General features: G+C 64.2%; 15 protein-coding genes. 12 read left to right on the top strand and 3 right to left on the bottom strand.

Going from position 1 to position 15,298, the window contains the following annotated elements; translation table 11 throughout:
• Positions 1-6: 6 nt before the first annotated feature.
• Complete coding sequence (locus tag HNQ39_RS10730) at positions 7-837, top strand: hypothetical protein (protein ID WP_184195215.1); 831 nt, start codon at positions 7-9, stop codon at positions 835-837.
• Here HNQ39_RS10730 and HNQ39_RS10725 read toward each other — a convergent pair.
• On the bottom strand, positions 830-1,963 hold the full coding sequence (locus HNQ39_RS10725) for a sigma-70 family RNA polymerase sigma factor (RefSeq protein ID WP_184195212.1): 1,134 nt from the start codon (positions 1,961-1,963) through the stop codon (positions 830-832). The genes HNQ39_RS10730 and HNQ39_RS10725 overlap by 8 nt on opposite strands.
• 225 nt (positions 1,964-2,188) lie before the next feature.
• Here HNQ39_RS10725 and HNQ39_RS10720 point away from each other — a divergent pair, with 225 nt between their 5' ends.
• The 7 genes from HNQ39_RS10720 (at position 2,189) to HNQ39_RS10690 (ending at position 8,177) form a co-directional block, all read left to right on the top strand.
• On the top strand, positions 2,189-2,728 hold the full coding sequence (locus HNQ39_RS10720) for a cob(I)yrinic acid a,c-diamide adenosyltransferase (protein ID WP_184195208.1): 540 nt from the start codon (positions 2,189-2,191) through the stop codon (positions 2,726-2,728).
• Positions 2,729-3,199 (top strand): thioredoxin-dependent thiol peroxidase, encoded by a 471-nt coding sequence (bcp, locus tag HNQ39_RS10715; RefSeq protein WP_184195205.1) that lies wholly within the window; start codon positions 2,729-2,731, stop codon positions 3,197-3,199. It abuts the gene before it with no gap.
• Between the two features lie 66 nt (positions 3,200-3,265).
• Positions 3,266-4,126: a bifunctional DNA-formamidopyrimidine glycosylase/DNA-(apurinic or apyrimidinic site) lyase gene (gene mutM / locus HNQ39_RS10710; protein WP_343075962.1), complete on the top strand. Its 861-nt coding sequence runs from the start codon at positions 3,266-3,268 to the stop codon at positions 4,124-4,126.
• A 94-nt stretch (positions 4,127-4,220) separates the two neighbouring features.
• Complete coding sequence (rpsA, locus tag HNQ39_RS10705) at positions 4,221-5,711, top strand: 30S ribosomal protein S1 (RefSeq protein WP_184195199.1); 1,491 nt, start codon at positions 4,221-4,223, stop codon at positions 5,709-5,711.
• Between the two features lie 51 nt (positions 5,712-5,762).
• Complete coding sequence (gene coaE, locus HNQ39_RS10700) at positions 5,763-6,365, top strand: dephospho-CoA kinase (RefSeq protein WP_184195196.1); 603 nt, start codon at positions 5,763-5,765, stop codon at positions 6,363-6,365.
• 27 nt (positions 6,366-6,392) lie between these two features.
• Positions 6,393-7,289, top strand: coding sequence for a universal stress protein (locus HNQ39_RS10695; RefSeq protein WP_184195193.1), 897 nt, complete (start codon positions 6,393-6,395; stop codon positions 7,287-7,289).
• Positions 7,290-7,292: 3 nt separating this feature from the next.
• Positions 7,293-8,177 carry a universal stress protein gene (locus HNQ39_RS10690; RefSeq protein WP_184195190.1) on the top strand — a complete coding sequence of 295 codons (885 nt, stop codon included), beginning with the start codon at positions 7,293-7,295 and terminating at the stop codon, positions 8,175-8,177.
• Here the strand turns inward: HNQ39_RS10690 and HNQ39_RS10685 are convergent.
• Positions 8,174-8,992, bottom strand: coding sequence for a hypothetical protein (locus HNQ39_RS10685; RefSeq protein ID WP_184195187.1), 819 nt, complete (start codon positions 8,990-8,992; stop codon positions 8,174-8,176). The two genes, HNQ39_RS10690 and HNQ39_RS10685, sit on opposite strands and share 4 nt — an antisense overlap.
• Positions 8,993-8,995: 3 nt before the next feature.
• Positions 8,996-9,640, bottom strand: a complete 645-nt coding sequence (gene rsmG / locus HNQ39_RS10680; protein WP_184195184.1) for a 16S rRNA (guanine(527)-N(7))-methyltransferase RsmG — start codon at positions 9,638-9,640, stop codon at positions 8,996-8,998.
• A 63-nt stretch (positions 9,641-9,703) separates the two neighbouring features.
• Between rsmG and HNQ39_RS10675 the strand changes: the two genes are divergently transcribed.
• From HNQ39_RS10675 to HNQ39_RS10660, 4 genes are all read left to right on the top strand, one after another.
• Positions 9,704-11,392, top strand: a complete 1,689-nt coding sequence (locus tag HNQ39_RS10675; protein WP_184195181.1) for a hypothetical protein — start codon at positions 9,704-9,706, stop codon at positions 11,390-11,392.
• Positions 11,393-11,491: 99 nt separating this feature from the next.
• Positions 11,492-12,967 carry an amidase gene (locus HNQ39_RS10670; protein ID WP_184195178.1) on the top strand — a complete coding sequence of 492 codons (1,476 nt, stop codon included), beginning with the start codon at positions 11,492-11,494 and terminating at the stop codon, positions 12,965-12,967.
• A gap of 6 nt (positions 12,968-12,973) precedes the next feature.
• Positions 12,974-14,575, top strand: a complete 1,602-nt coding sequence (gltX, locus tag HNQ39_RS10665; protein ID WP_184195175.1) for a glutamate--tRNA ligase — start codon at positions 12,974-12,976, stop codon at positions 14,573-14,575.
• Positions 14,556-15,296 carry an amidohydrolase family protein gene (locus HNQ39_RS10660; protein ID WP_184195172.1) on the top strand — a complete coding sequence of 247 codons (741 nt, stop codon included), beginning with the start codon at positions 14,556-14,558 and terminating at the stop codon, positions 15,294-15,296. Before gltX ends, HNQ39_RS10660 begins: the two co-directional genes overlap by 20 nt.
• Positions 15,297-15,298: the final 2 nt, after the last annotated feature.

Here is a 15,298-nt window from a genome sequence, read left to right as displayed (position 1 = left end):
GGCGTTATGAAACGACCCATTGCCTTTGCCCTGCTCGCTCTGGTTGCCGCCGCTGCACCACGCTTGAGCCACGCACAGACCGCTGCCCCTGCCGCTCAGGCCAGCGCACCGGGCTGGACCTTTGTCTACAAGAAGGGAGAGGAGCTACGCTTCCGCACCTACATTCGGATCACGGGGCGCACACCCGACGACGCCGGGGCGGTGAACTTGACGGTCAAGAGCACCTCTAAGAACACGACCAAGGATGTCTTGCCGACCGGTGTCGTGGTCTGGGAGCAGCTCGACGAGGCGGGTGGCGCGGCCGCGCTCAATGGGATGGCCCTCCCCGTCGAGGAAGAGCCCAAGCCTGTGACCATTACCTTCAATCCCACCGGGCTGATCTCCAAGCGCCTCAACCCCGCCGCCGATCCCGCCGACCAGAGCCAGCGCATCCTGCCGATTCTCTCGTCGTTTCCCGTGCCGCCTGCGGGGGTCAAGCCGGGGGATAGCTGGAAGACTGAGCTCCCCAACCCCATGCTCAAGAACCGGCAGTTCACCGCGACCTCAACCTTTATCGGCAACGAGAAAGTTCTTGGGATCGACTGCCTCAAGGTGGAGCTGACCATGACCTTCCCCACCATGTTTGGCCAGACCGAGAAAGAGTACCTCCAGCACACCGAGACCTACTGGCTCGATGCGAGCACCCGGCAGCTAGTGCGGGGGAGCTATGTCACCAAGAACCCGGTCATGCCCTTCCCCGTGAAGTCCGCAGTCGCCAAGACCCTGGTCTCCCGGATCGTCGCCGGCCAGAACGAGAAAGAAGACCCCGAGGGCGTGGCACTGCTGAGCGCTAAGTAGGCTCGCGGCGGATACGCAGCAGCTTAAAGGTCGCCTGGTCGGAGAAAATCTCCAGCGCCCCACTCCCCATAACACTCTCGTAGCGGGTGCGGATGGCGGGCGTGCCCTCAAAGGTCGTGGCGAGCTCGGGGACCCGGCGGAGGCGTGGGGTGGTGCGCCAGAACTCTTGCGCCTCGGGCGCTCCCAGCAGGAGGCGGCCCAGCGAGATCGCGAGGGTCGGGGCGGGGCAGTGGACACAGCGCATGGTCAGCGCGTACTCGCCCGGAAGCGGGTTATTGGGGGCATCTGGCGGGAGGCAGACGACGCGGGTGGGCTTGCCACAGTAGGCGCAGCCCACCTCGCCCTTCTCCAGGGACTGCTGGCAGTAACGAAACCCTGCGGCATCGAGGCGGCTCTGGATCGTCCTAAAGCCCCGCGCCTCCCCTAAGATGCGCTGCACAACCCGCGTGGTCAGGTCCACGGCCTCAAAGTAGCGACCGGTCTGGGCGATACAGTGGGGACAGCGTAGCTGGAAGATATCCTGCGGCGTTCGAAGTGCCTGAAGGTGCGCCTTGCCACAGTCGGCGCACCAGAGCTTGGTGTCCACCCAGTCTGCGGTCTGCGGGTCGATCAACCCAAAGGCAATGGCATCGTCGCGAAACTCCGACTGAAGGACGTTCTGAAGCGCCTGACGCCCCCGGTGGAGCCGCACCGCGATCGCCCCCGTGGTGGCCCCCAGCTGGCTGGAGAGCTCACTGAGCGGGGTATCGTCGACGTACTTGGCCACAAGGAGCTCACGCGTGCTGGCGGGGAGTGAGGCGAGGGCGCGATCCAGGAGTGTGAGTAGCTCGCCCTGCTCCAGCTCGGCCTGCCAGTCCGGGGCTATAAGCGTATTTTCGAGGATATCGTCGGGGGCATCCACACTGCGGCTGGAGTCCCGCCCACGCCGCCGCCGCCAGCGCCAGCAGACATTGACCGCGATCCGGGAGAGCCAGGCAAAGGAGCTGCCCGTGCCGGTCCACTTATGCCGGTTGCGCCACGCCTCGATCAGGGTGTCTTGTGCGATGTCTTCGGCGGCATCGCTGCTACCGCTCAGGCGTGCGCAGAGGCGGACCAGCCGACGGTAGTCCTGGTCAAACGACGCCACAAGGCTCTGGTATCTCTCCTCCACCTGCAAGCGGTGCGCTCCCTCTAGAATCGGTACATACTGAACTCAGAAAAAAAGGAGCATCACAGAACAGCGATTCCATCCTGCGATGCTCGGGAGTCATGTCTCATCACTTACAAGATCGCCCACGGGCCGTTTTGGTTAACACGGAAAATACGGTTTTTCAAAAAACTTTCTGGCGGGGCTGGGTATACTCACCCGCAGATGAAGCTCTACACACGGACGGGAGACACGGGCGAGACGGGCCTCTACGGAGGCGCGCGGGTGCGCAAGGACAGCCTCCGGGTGGATGCCTACGGGAGTGTGGACGAGGCCAATGCGGCGCTGGGGGTGGCGGCGACTCTGGGGGAGACCGCACGGCTCCAGGGGCTTCAAGCCGATTTATTTGTGGTCGGGGGGGACCTAGCGACCCCGCTGGAGCGGAGCGTCCCCCGGATCACCCCGGAAGACACGGAGCGCTTGGAGCACGAGATCGATACGCTTGAGGCGGGCCTGCCTGCGCTGCAGAACTTTATCCTGCCGGGGGGAGCTCCTTTAGCAGCGGCACTGCACCTCGCGCGGACTCTGGTGCGCCGGGCGGAGCGTGCGGTGGTCACGCTGTGCGATGCCGAGCCGGGGCAGGTCAACCCCGAGACCCTGCGCTACCTCAACCGCCTCTCCGACCTGCTCTTCGCGCTGGCGCGTGCCGCCAACCAGAGCGCCGGGCAGGCGGATATTCCCTGGAAAAGGACAACAAGAGACTAGATGAGCCGACCGGAAGTGGGGCAGCTGGCCCCGGATTTTACCCTCGCCGCCTCGGGCGCGACCCAGAGCATCACGCTCTCGGAGCTGCGTGGCAAGCGCGTGGTGCTGTTTTTCTACCCCAAGGACGATACCCCCGGCTGTACGGTGGAGGCCTGTGCGTTTCGTGACCTGAGTGCCGAGTTTGCGGCGCTGGGGGTGGTGGTGCTGGGGCTCTCCAAAGACGGCCTAAAGTCACATGAGAAGTTTGTCAATAAGTTCGAGCTGACCTTTCCGCTGCTCGCCGACACGGAGACCACGGTCTCGCAGGAGTACGGGGTCTGGGTGCAGAAGTTCAACTACGGCAAGCCCTACATGGGGATCGAGCGCACGACTTTTATCATCGGCGAGGACGGTGTGGTGACCCATGTCTTTGCCAAGGTAAAGCCCGAGGGACACGCGCAGGCAGTGCTGGAGCTCCTAAGGAAAAACTAATTTAAAAAAAACTTGACGCCGCCCTAACGTCGCTGATAAAATAGCTCCGCTTTCATAGGCGCACGTGTGCCTACGATTGAGCAGAAAAGGTGGCGAGAGGGCGTGCCGGAACTACCGGAAGTAGAGACGCTACGTTTAGGGCTTGTAAAAGAAGCTGTTGGACGTCGGATTTGCGCGGTGACTGTTGCCAACCCTAAAGTGCTGAAAGGCCAGAGTGAGGCTGAGTTTAGAGATCGCGCTGTAGGTAGGCGTGTGCTTGATGTCAAGCGGCGCGGGAAATACCTGCTGTTTCCGCTGAGTGCGGAAAACTCCTCCTCTTCCTCAATTACTCTCTGCCTTCATTTGAAGATGCGGGGCGCTGTCCTACTCAAACGAGCGGACGATGCCTTAGGACGGTATGGTGTGGTGCGTGTGGCCCTTGAGAGTGGAGCCGCACTACACTACGAAGATCTGTGGGCTTGGGGAGAGTGGCGTGCGATCGCTCAAGAAGAAGCGGCGCTCCTCCCGGCTCTGGGAGAAGAACCGCTGGAGGCAGGCTGGGATACCGATGCTTTTGCTCGGAAGCTTGCCAAGAAGCGGGTCGCTATCAAGACGGTTCTTCTGGACCAGAAGGTAGTGGCAGGCGTGGGAAATATCTACGCCGACGAAGCGCTGTTTCGGGCGCGGCTGGCCCCAACTCGGGCGGCTGCACTCTTAACGGCGGAAGAGAGCAAGTGTCTTGCGGAGGCTATCCGCGAGGTGCTTACGGAAGCGGTGGCACTGGGAGGATCACTAGGCGACTATGTGGACCTCTATGGACAACCGGGACGCTATGTTCCGAGGGTCTACGATCGGGAGGGTGAGGCCTGTCCTCGCTGTGCCGAGCCACTGACAAAAATTAAGCTGGGGGGCAGAGGGACAACCTTCTGTACCACCTGCCAAAATTAAATAGTTTGAAAACTGGAAATCATGAAGAAACGGTACAGCTACCTAGTGTAATTGCTGTATCTGTTGGGAGTTATCGTAGTCTATGTCCGAGGAAATGAACGACGCGACGCCTGAGGCGACTATCGCTGAGACGTCCGTCACGACCGATGCCACTGAAGTGGAGCAGATGCCGCCGCTCGATGAGATCGAGGTGCCCGGTGGTGGGGGCGACGGAGATTTTGACGACTCTGTCCGAGAGCTGCGACCAGGATCGGTGGTTAAGGGGACTGTGGTTCACATTGACTCGGATGGTATTCTGGTCGATGTTGGGACGAAATCCGAGGGGCTAGTTCGCCCCAATGAGATCTCCCGCGAGCCCCTCTCCCGTGAAGCACTAGAAGCTGAGTTCCCGGTCGGGAGCGAGATCCGTGTCGTGGTTCTGGAAGAGGATAAGCATGGCGTTATCCAGCTCTCCAAGAAGCGCGCTGACTTCGAGAAGGCCTGGGACCGTGTCCAGGAGTGCCTGAAGTCCGGCGAGACCGTCATGGCCAAGGTCAGCGAGCGTGTCAAGGGGGGCCTTGTGGTTGACCTGGGAATCCGTGGCTTTGTCCCGGCATCCCACGTGGGCAACGGCAAGCTCAAGAACCTCGATAAGTTCGTTGGCACCGAGATCCCGCTGAAGGTCCTGGAAGTGGACCGCGGCGCTCGCAAGGTCGTGCTCTCGAACCGTATCGCTACCGAAGAGGAGCGCGAGAAGCAGAAGGCCGAGACCCTCTCCAACCTGGAAGAAGGTCAGGTTCGCACCGGAATCATCCGCCGCGTCACCGACTACGGTGCGTTTGTGGACCTCGGGGGAATCGACGGTCTACTCCATGTCTCCGAGATGAGCTGGACCCGCGTGAAGCACCCCTCCGATGTGGTCAAGGTGGGACAAGAAGTGCAGGTGAAGATCCTGCGCCTCGGTTCCAACGAGGGCCGCGTCAGCCTGGGTATGCGCCAGATCCTCCCCGATCCGTGGGAGAGTGTGGCCGAGAAGTACCGCACGGGCGATGTGGTGGAGGGTGAGGTCACCCGCCCCGTTCCCTTCGGCGCCTTTGTCCTCCTTGAGGGCGGCATCGAGGGAATCATCCCCAATAGCGAGCTCTCGCACCGCCGTGTGGCCCGTGCCTCTGACGTTGTCGAGGCCGGTCAGATCGTCCAGGTCAAGGTTGTGGATGTCCGCCCCGATGAGCGTCGCCTGACTCTCTCCCTGCGTGCCATGACCACTCGCGAAGCCGAGCCCGAGCCGCGCGTTCCCGCCGGCGGTGGCCCTGTCGCGGAGAGCACCGGCAACAAGAAGCGCAAGAAGCGCGGTCGTGACGACGACGAGGGTGGCGGCAGCGGTGGCGGCGGTGGTGACTACCGCCAGTACATGCGCTCCGACCAGTTCGGTGGCCTGACCCTCGGCGATATGTTCGGTGAGATGTTCAACAAGACCAAGGCCGGTGGCAAGCGCGAGAAGCGCCGCCGTGTTGAGGAAGAGGACGACGACCTCTCCGATATCGATGGCGACGAGCCGCTCGATGTCGCGGTGGCCGATGTCGAAGAAGACGCTACCGAAGAGTAGTGCGAAAACGACAAACCCCGGTGCTAAAATAGCATCGGGGTTTTGTTTTTTATGCAGACATGGGCGATCACAGGCGGGATTGCGTGCGGCAAGAGCACGGTCAGTAAGCTCTTTGCGGAGTGTGGGGCACAGCTTGCCTCTGCGGACGAGGACGCACGCGCCGTCTTGGCCGAGGGAGAACCGACCCGTGCCGCCGTGCTGGAGGCCTTTGGGACGGTCGAGCGCTCGGAGCTGGCGGCAAAGATATTTGGAGACCCCGATGCCCGCAAGCGGCTCAATGCCCTCATGCACCCCGCAATTCGCCAGCGCATGCGTGCAGTGATCGCAGCAGCCCAGGCCGACCCCACTCCCGGTGTTCTCCTCTACGAGGTGCCTTTGCTCTTTGAAGGCGGGCTGGAGACCTGGTTTGAGGGGGTGGTGGTGGTCGCGGCGGACCACGCCACACAGCGGGAGCGCCTGCTTGCACGTGGCCTCACCGATGAGGCCGCTCAGCAGCGGCTCGCCTCCCAGCTCGATCCCGACGAAAAAGTGCGACGTGGGGATTTTGTGGTACGCACCGACATCCCGCTAGACGAGACAAAGAGTATGGTCGTGGCAGTCTATGCGGCGATCTTGCAATCCGCCAAAACGCCGATCTCTTCCCCGACGGGCTGATCTATACTGCCTGCACAGGAGACGAGAATGAAGATTGTACTGGGAGCAGAGTTGGCGATGGCAGCGGGAGGCTCTTCCGTGGTGGGGCTTCTGAAGCGGCTTCGGTTTCCACAAGCACAGGTGGACATGATGCACGCGGTGCCCCCCCCTATCTACACGGGCTGGGAGTACGATCCTGTGATCGCGCCCTCCGTTCTGGCAGAGATCGCCCAACAAGATCGGGATAGTGCGGCAGGGTCGCTGGAGAAGCTCGCCCAAGAGCTAGGCAGTGCCCTCCACCCCGTCGCCGTGGTGACCACGGGCAATCCCGCCGAGCGCCTGATGACCTACGCCGATGAGTGCAAGGCGGACTTGATCGCGGTCAATGGGACAGTCGCGGGGCCGCTGGTGGCCTTCTTGACAGGCAGTGTCGCACGGGGACTTGTGATTGGGGCCCACCAGAGCGTACTCCTAGCGCGGGGAGAGAGCGATGAGCTTCGTCCGCTCCGTGCCGTCCTTGCCACCGACCACTCCCCCTACTCCGAGCGCTGTATTGCCCAGCTGAGCACGCTCTGGCCGCAGGGAATCCAGCATATCACCGTGCTGACCTCGTTTCCCGAGGAGCGCCTCCGTGCCATGGAGCCCATGCTGCCTCCGGTGAGCGTCCCGCCCACCCAGGCCGTCCGCGAGACACTGGAAGCCAAAAACAATGCCCTAATCGAGCGCCTCGGGGGATGCTTCCATCCCATGCTCACCACTTTTGAGTCTCGGGTCTCGCCCCTCCCCGTGCATGAGGCGATCGCGGAGGCGATGAAGGAGACCAATGCCGAGCTACTGATCCTGGGAGCACATGGGCATAGCTTCCTCCAGCGCCTCACCCTGGGGAGCACGTCGTTTCGTGAGGCGGTCTTCTCGCCGTACTCGGTTCTAGTGATGAGGGCATAGGCAATGATTCAGGTTCTCGTCGGTGTTGATCAGGAGGCAGGACCGGTCGTGCCGCTCCTCAAGCGCCTGCAGTTCCCCAGGGCGCACTACGCGTTCGTCCATACCCTCTCCGCAAGCGACTACCTCAGTTATGGGATTGAGGGAGCGCGCACGTCGGATGAGGTTGAGAAGATTGTCGTGGCGGAGAACCGCCATGCACGGCAGCTAGCGGAGAGTGCGGCAAAGGGGCTTCCAGGCGCGGTGGGCGAGGTTCTCTTTGGCCACCCCACCGAGGCGATCCTCCGACGTGCGGAGAGCCTGCATGCGGAGCTGGTGGCCCTCAATGCGGCCCACACCCACAGCGAGCGGATGGCCGTGCTGACGGGCAGTGTCGCGCGTGGAGTTGCGCTGGGAGCGCACCAGAGCGTGCTGATCGCCCGGCCCTCGGAGCTGTTTCAGGCCGATGACCTGCCGGTGCGTGCGGTCTTTGCCACCGACCACTCTGAGTATGCCAACCGTTGCTTAGAGCAGCTGATCGAGCTGGCACCACAGGGACTCTCGCATCTCCTGGTCATGACCGCTGTCCCCGAGCGTGAGCTTGAGGTGCTAGACCGTGAGCTCCCCGAGCTGGGGGTCTCCGTGGCGGCATCGGTGCGACGGGCGCTGGAGACACGCAACCAGAGCGTGGTCAAGCGGCTCTCTCAGGAGCTGCGGCACACGACTGTGGAGAGCGTGGTCTTGACACTGCCGATTCATGAGTCGATCGACCAGGCGCTAGATCAGGCGAGTGCGGACCTGCTGATCCTAGGAGCCAAGGGCCATAGTGTCCTAGAGCGACTGACTTTGGGGAGTGTCTCGCTTCACCAGGCGCTCCAAGGGCCGGCATCGGTGCTGATCCTGCGTGCCTAGAGCTCGTTGAGGGAGCGGGTCGCCTCTTCGAGTGCCTGGCTCTCGCTGGTGAGCTCGCGAACACGGGCGCGGAGAGTGGTTAGCTCAGGGGGCGTCAGGGCGAGGGGGGCGGTGCGGGTGCGCAGGAGTGCGGCGTGTGCCAGCGCCACCCCCTGGCCAAGGAGCTCCCGCTGCGCCTCCAGCCGGTGAAGAAGGAGCGGGAGCGCTTGCAGGTGCTCCTGGCGCTCCCGGCAGAGCGCGAGGCTCTCCGTAAGGGCGGTGCGTGTGAGAGGATCGGTCTCTTGGGTTAGCCGCGCGGTGAGCTGCCGGTGCTCCTCCGCAACATGCCCCAAAGCAAGGGGATCGATCACGGCCTGGAGACGTGCCTGTTGTGCCGCCATCGCACGGTCGGTCTGCACCAGGGTGTTTACCTCTCTAAGGAGCTCCTTGAGCGGCGCGGGCTTCTGGACAGGTGTCTCTAGCAAGACGAGCAGCATCTCACTGTAGAGGCGCTCCACCCGCGGCAGGGTCGGCTCCGCAAGGAGGACGCGGAGTGTCGGCGCTCCGACGTGGCGCGCGGGTAGCGCCCGGGGAAAGTGCATGGCGGCGAGGAGAATCCCCGGAGTCAGCAAGAACAAAAAGAGCGCCACGGCTCCCCCGACGCGGAAGCAGACCACGATATAGAGCGCGACCACCAGAAAGGCACAGGCTAGGGAGAAGAGCGACCAGATCGGCTCCAGCGCCTTTTGTTCGCCGACGGTTACGGTCAGGCTCTCTTGCGCCGCCCGGACCCGCCGCGCCATGCCTGTCTCCAGCTCTCGCACCTGAACCTGCATGGGCTATTTTACCCAGAGAAGTAAATTTCGGCGAGAGCCTTCACTATCCGGGAGAGTGAGCTCAAGGTGCTGGAGCAGTGTCAGCCCAAACTTCGCCGCCGTGCCTTCCTCGTCTTCCAGCTCCGCTCCCTTCATCGCGACAAAGTATCCCCCCGGCTTGACCAGTGGCGCACACCAGGTAATCAGCTTGGGAAGCGCCGCGACCGCGCGGGCGGTCACGAGGTCGAAGCGGGCGTTCTTGAGCTCCTCGGCGCGGGTGTGGATCAGCGTCACATCGGGAATCTCCAGGGTTTTCAGCGCACCCTCCAGAAATGTCAGGCGCTTGCGGAGGCTATCCACGAGGGTGAGCTGAAGATCGGGGCGTGCGAGCTTGAGGGGGACGCCGGGGAAGCCCGCTCCCGTGCCCACATCGCAGACCCGCGCGCCGGCTTTGAGCTCGGGGACGATCTTCAGGAGCGTGAGGGAGTCCGCGAAGTGCTTGATCGCCATCGCCTCCGGCTCGGTGATGCGCGTGAGGTTGAGGGTCTGGTTGGTCTCGACCACGAGTGCGGCAAAGTGCGCACACTGCGCCGCCTGGCTCTCGCTGAGGGGAACCCCGATAGCCTCGGTGGCGGTTTTTAAGGCCGCAAGAAAGGTAGCTCTATCCATGCCGCAGGCATTGTATCCTGTGGAGGCCGTAACCGGAGTGCGGTACGCGACGTTATTGCTTCTATGAAACGCTGGAATGTGCTTGCGGCGGGCCTGATCGCTGCGACCTTTGTCTCGCTCTCGCTGGTTCCCCTCACACGGGGGGCGCTGCGCTTCGACATGCAGCTGGCAGCGGGGCAGCCTCTGCTCGGGAGCACGCTACTCGACCTGGGCCTCAAGCAGAGCGATATGCCGTTTGGGGGAGCCGGCCCCGCTCTTGTGGTCAACCCCACGATGCGGCCGTCGGGCTCCACCGAGCTCCCCGTGCGGCTTGCGGAGACCCTGCTGCTGAGCGGACGCGCAAAGTGGAGCGCGCTCCAGGCACTCGCCGCCGAAGCCCCCCAAGAGCCCGCGGTGCATGCGGCGCTGGCGCGTATGGCCTGTAAAAACGGCGGCGCGGTCGGGGTGGGCCACGAGGACCTCCAAGAAGAGCTCTCGCCGCCCCAGAAAAACCGCTACACCAGCATACCCAACCCCGATGAGGCAGGCGATGCGGCGATTATGCTGCGCTCCTGTGCGGCGGGCGAGCGTCTTGATCCCGACAATGCCTACTTCCCCGCCATGGCCGCGGTTGCGCACCTTTCCCTCAACCAAGACAGCGCGGCGCAGGCCGCCCTGCACCGGGCGGTCAACAAGCCGCGCTGGTACGAGTATATCGATGTGGAGGCCGCCGGGCGGGTGCGCCATGCGGAGCTGGTCTCCGGGCCACAGAACTCGCTGACCAAGAGTGCCAGCTATGCCGGGATTCTCTTCCCCCACTACGCCGCGCTCCGTGGCATGGCGCGGGTCTTCACCGCCCATGCGATGCACCTGGAGCAGCTGGAGCAGGCAGGCGACCTCAAAGCGGGCCTCGCGCTCCGCCATGAGACCGCGCAGCTCGGAGCCAAGATGCGCGGGCAGTCGTCGAGCCTGATCGGGGCGCTGGTCGGAATCGCGATGGTGCGAGTCGCGGAGGGACGCCCTGTCGGCGCACCCGCGCTCAAGACCGAGGACGACGCAAGCCGCCAGCAGAGCGATGCTCGCTTCCTGGAGTTTGTCACCCGCACCGATCCCGCCCAAGTCGCCTGGTGGCAGAAGGAGCTCGCCGCCGGAGCGACCTGCCGCGCGATTGTAAAGAACACCGATGCCTCCGCTTTTGGGGCTCCCACGCTCTTTGAGACCCAGTGGAAGCTCCTGGCGGGCCTGGCACTCCTCGGCGCAGTGGTCTTGCTCTGCACCCTCAGTGGCCTTTCCTACCTCCAGCCCTGGCTAGGCCGCCGTGTCGGGCACCTGGCTCCGTTTGTGGCGCTGGCGATCTTCCTCGGAGTGGCGGCCTGGGGCGCTTGGCAGGGGCTGGGCAACTTCCGTAACTTCATGGCGCTGACTGGGGTGTTCCAAGGGCTTGCGGGCGATGGCAGTAGCAACAGCCAGGCGATCTGGAATGCGGTCACGCGGACGCTCTACGGAGAGTGGGCGCTGATCGCGCTCGCCTTGCTGACCCCACTTGTCTATCTGGGGGTCGTCGCCTTCCCCAAGCGTGGGAAGCGCTTCTCGATCACGGCGCGCCTCTGCCAGAGCGCCCTACCGGTCGCCGCGCTCCTGACCGTGGTCTACACCATCCACCTGACAGCCTTCTGCCTGCGTGAGCGCACGGTCGAGCACCAGCTCCAGCAGGTGCTTGCCCACGAGGGACGCACGATTGCACAGGCGATTGGGCAGACCTGGCCGGACTAGAGCGCCGTTCCGGCCATACCCCCTTCGCGAAGCCGGAGGGGGTAGCGAGCGGTGCGAGCTGGGGGAGGTAAAGCGGCCGGATTCTGGTAAAATCCTCCCATGTCCTCCTCCAAGATTGCCCCCTTTGAACTTGATGAAGTCTCTCTTGCCCAGCTTCGGCAGGCGCTGAAGGCCGGGCGCTACACCGAGCCGCAGCTGGTGCAGCTCTACCAGGCGCGGATCGCTGAGCTCGACCCCAAGCTGAAGTCCGTGATCGAGCTCAACCCCGATGCCCTCAAAGACGCCGAGCGCTTGCAGGCGGAGCGGGCGGCGGGCAAGCCGCTGGGGCCGCTCCATGGGATGCCGATCCTCATCAAGGACAATATCGCGACCCTGGACAAGATGCAGACCACGGCGGGCTCGCTGGCGCTGGTGGGGACAAAGGTAAAGGCCGAGGCCCCCGTGGCGACCGCACTGCGAAAAGCCGGGGCGGTGATCCTGGGCAAGACAAACCTCAGCGAGTGGGCCAACTTCCGCTCCACGCACTCGTCGAGCGGCTGGAGCGGACGCGGCGGGCAGACACGCAACCCCTATGCGCTGGACCGGTCACCGTCGGGGTCGAGCTCCGGCACGGGCGCGGCAATCGCGGCCTGCCTCGCTGCCGCCGGGATCGGCACCGAGACTGATGGCTCCATTCTCTCACCGTCGGCGGCGTGTGGCCTTGTCGGGCTCAAACCGACAGTCGGGCTGCTCAGTGGGAAGGGGATCATCCCCATCTCCCACACCCAGGACACCGCGGGGCCGATGGCACGGACGGTCTTTGATGTGGCAATCCTCCTGGGGGCGCTGACCGGCAAGGACTACTCCGGCGCGATGGTGACCAGCCTCAAGGGCAAGCGGATCGGGATCGCGCGCAAGCGCTTCTTTGGCTACCATCCCGCCACCGATCAGCTCGCCGAGGACGCGATCAAGGTGCTCAAAAAGCTCGGCGCGGAGGTGATCGACCACGCGGACATGGCGACCGTGGACACCTTCGACGCCGACGAGACCACGGTGCTCCTCTATGAGTTCAAGGCGGGGCTAAACAAGTACCTCGCGGAGCTCCAGCCCGGTGTCCCCTTCAAGACCCTCAAGGAGCTAATCATCTTCAATAGCAGTGTCAAGGACAAGGAGCTCCCCTACTTCGGTCAGGAGCTCCTTGAGCAGGCGCAGGCCAAGGGGCCGCTGAGCTCGCCGGAGTACGTCAAGGCGCTGGCGAAGTGCCGCAAGCAGTCACGCGAGCAGGGGATCGATGCGATCCTGACCAAGCACAAGCTCGATGCGCTCTTCGCCCCCACCCAGGCACCGAGCTGGCCGATCGACTGGGTCAATGGGGATCACTTTTTAGGCAGCAGCACCAGCCCTGCCGCCGTGGCGGGCTACCCGAGTATCACGGTTCCCGCAGGCCAGGTGCACGGGCTCCCGGTCGGGGTCTCGTTCTGGGGCCGCGCCAACACCGAGGCGACCCTGCTGCGGCTAGCCTTCGCGTTTGAGCAGGCGACACACCACCGGCGCGCCCCTACCTTCGCGGCGACGGCAGATTTCGGGGTATCATAGGCAATCGTGCCGACAACAGATCCAACTGATATCTTCATGGGCCGCGAGCCGCGCCGGGTGCGCACCCGCTTCGCCCCCTCCCCGACAGGGTTCCTCCATGTCGGAGCCTTCCGTACCGCGCTGTTCTCCTATCTCCTGGCGAAAAAGTACGACGGCGACTTCCTGCTGCGTATCGAGGACACCGACCAAAAGCGCCTCGTCAAAGGCTCGCTGGAGCACATTATCCAGTCGCTCCATGCGCTCGGAACGCCCTACGACGAAGGCCCGGACCAGGCGGCGGTCGCTGCTCTCTCCGAGGCCTACGGTGCGGTCGATCCCGCACTGGTGCCCGAGAACGGGGGCGCACACGGCCCGTATATCCAGTCGCAGCGCCGGGCGCGCTACACCGAGCTGGTCGAGCAGCTCCTCGACGACGGCAAGGCGTACTGGGCGTTTGAGACCGAGGAAGAGCTGGCCGCCAAGAAAGCCGCCTGCGATGCCCGCAAGATTCCCTACCGCTACGACCGCCACTTTCGAGACTATCCCCTCGCCGAGGCCCGCAAGCGGGTCGCCGACGGCGAGCGGGCGGTCGTGCGCCTCAAGATGCCGACCGAGGGGCCGATCCGCACCGTGGACTTCCTGCGCGGGGAGACGCTCTGGGACGCGACCACCCAAGACGACTTCGTGATCCTCAAGGCCGATGGCCTGCCGGTCTACCACCTCGCGGCGATGGTCGATGACCACGATATGGAGATCAGCCATATCCTGCGCGGCGAGGAGTGGATCAGCTCAACCCCCAAGCACGTCAGTGTCTTCCAGGCCCTGGGCTGGGAGGCACCGATCTTTGTCCACACGCCCAATGTGCTTGGGTGGGACCGCAAGAAGCTCTCGAAGCGCAACGGAGCTCTCCCGCTGATCGGGCCGGTGCCGGAGATTAAAGATGGTGGCCTGACCGGTGAGTTTTTGACCGGCTACCTGAACCAAGACGGCATCCTCCCCGAGGCGCTCTTCAACTTCCTCGCGATCTGCGGCTGGTCGCCCGGCGATGACCGTGAGCTCATGCCACGCGACGAGATTATCGCGGCGTTTGATCTCCGCCATATCTCGCTCTCGCCGGGCATCTTTGATCTGGACAAGCTCAAGTGGATGAACGGGGTCTACATCCGCAACCTCAGCCCGAGCGCCTTCTACGAGCGTGCCCGGCCCTTCCTGCCCGCGGAGCTCGATGCGGACTACGCCGCCGCCGCGATCGCGCTGGAGCAGGAGCGGGTCAAGGAGCTGCGTGAGGTTCCCGAGGTCACGGATTTCTTCTTCGTGGAGCTCCCGGAGTACAACGCAAAGTCGGTCGAGAAGTGGCTCAAGGGCGCGGGAGCGTATCTTGCGGAGCTGGATAGCACCCTGGCAGGCCTGCCCGAGTGGAGCGTGGCGGCCATTGAGACTGTCGTGCGCTCCGTGGCGGCGAGCCACAACCGAGAGAAGGGCGAGGTAACCCACCCGGTGCGCGTGGCGCTCACCGGCCGTGAGGTCGGGCCGGGCCTCTTTGAGCTGATGGAGGTGCTGGGCAAGGAGCGCCTGGCGCGACGATTTAAGAAGGCAAAGGAGTTAGCAGATGGCGGAACCGATTCTTGATCTGTACACGCTCTTCGGAGCGGTGCCCCCCCGTGGTGCGGAGCCCGGAACCGGCACACTGAAGGCCATGATGGCCAAGTATGGGATCGCGGGGGCAGTGACTCTCTCGACACGCGCGATCTTCCACTCACCATCGGCGGGCAACCGGGAGACCCAGGTGCGCTGCGGTGAGTCCGGGGGAACCCTGCTCCCTGCGGGCGTCCTCGATCCCCGCGTCGCCCAGTCCGACACGCTCCTCGGGGGCTCGCGCCTGATCTGCCTCTTCCCGACCACCCAGAAGTGGCCGATCGCCTACGCGCCGCTGGAGAATGCGTTTAAGGGCCTGGCAGCGCGTGGCGTGAAGGTCCCCCTGCTCTTTGAGGCCACGCAGCCCGGCGATGCGACCCAGCTTGCCCGGCTCCTGAGCGCGACCGGCTACGCCGGCCCGGTGGTCTTCTCCGGGCTGAGCGGCCCGGCCTTTGCAGAGGCGGTCGCACTGGCCCAGCAAGACGAGCGCTACCTACTCTGCACAGACTCCCTGCGCGGTGTCGGTGAGATCGCCCATGCGGTCAGCCTCGTGGGAGCGAGTCGTGTTGTCTTTGGCTCGGGAGGCGTCGCCCGCGGCTCCGTGGCGGCGGCACTGGCCGTTGCCCGTGTGGCAAAGCTGAGTGACTCGGAGCGCGAGCAGGTTCTGGGCGGCAATACCAAGCGGCTCCTGGCAGCCGGAGGAGCGGTAGCATAGAG

The sequence above is a fragment of the Armatimonas rosea genome (assembly GCF_014202505.1).
In the GTDB taxonomy this organism is placed as follows: domain Bacteria; phylum Armatimonadota; class Armatimonadia; order Armatimonadales; family Armatimonadaceae; genus Armatimonas; species Armatimonas rosea.
Note: the sequence above shows the minus strand (reverse complement) of the source record. Positions and strands in the feature narration are given on the sequence as shown.

Excerpts from the sequence above, each read along its gene's own strand:
- coaE (WP_184195196.1), top strand. The coding sequence starts at position 5,763 with ATGCAGACATGGGCGATCACAGGCGGGATTGCGTGCGGCAAGAGCACG.
- rsmG (WP_184195184.1), bottom strand. The coding sequence starts at position 9,640 with ATGGATAGAGCTACCTTTCTTGCGGCCTTAAAAACCGCCACCGAGGCT.
- HNQ39_RS10695 (WP_184195193.1), top strand. The coding sequence starts at position 6,393 with ATGAAGATTGTACTGGGAGCAGAGTTGGCGATGGCAGCGGGAGGCTCT.
- HNQ39_RS10685 (WP_184195187.1), bottom strand. The coding sequence starts at position 8,992 with ATGCAGGTTCAGGTGCGAGAGCTGGAGACAGGCATGGCGCGGCGGGTC.
- HNQ39_RS10675 (WP_184195181.1), top strand. The coding sequence starts at position 9,704 with ATGAAACGCTGGAATGTGCTTGCGGCGGGCCTGATCGCTGCGACCTTT.
- HNQ39_RS10690 (WP_184195190.1), top strand. The coding sequence starts at position 7,293 with ATGATTCAGGTTCTCGTCGGTGTTGATCAGGAGGCAGGACCGGTCGTG.
- HNQ39_RS10660 (WP_184195172.1), top strand. The coding sequence starts at position 14,556 with ATGGCGGAACCGATTCTTGATCTGTACACGCTCTTCGGAGCGGTGCCC.
- HNQ39_RS10720 (WP_184195208.1), top strand. The coding sequence starts at position 2,189 with ATGAAGCTCTACACACGGACGGGAGACACGGGCGAGACGGGCCTCTAC.
- HNQ39_RS10730 (WP_184195215.1), top strand. The coding sequence starts at position 7 with ATGAAACGACCCATTGCCTTTGCCCTGCTCGCTCTGGTTGCCGCCGCT.
- bcp (WP_184195205.1), top strand. The coding sequence starts at position 2,729 with ATGAGCCGACCGGAAGTGGGGCAGCTGGCCCCGGATTTTACCCTCGCC.
- HNQ39_RS10670 (WP_184195178.1), top strand. The coding sequence starts at position 11,492 with ATGTCCTCCTCCAAGATTGCCCCCTTTGAACTTGATGAAGTCTCTCTT.
- rpsA (WP_184195199.1), top strand. The coding sequence starts at position 4,221 with ATGAACGACGCGACGCCTGAGGCGACTATCGCTGAGACGTCCGTCACG.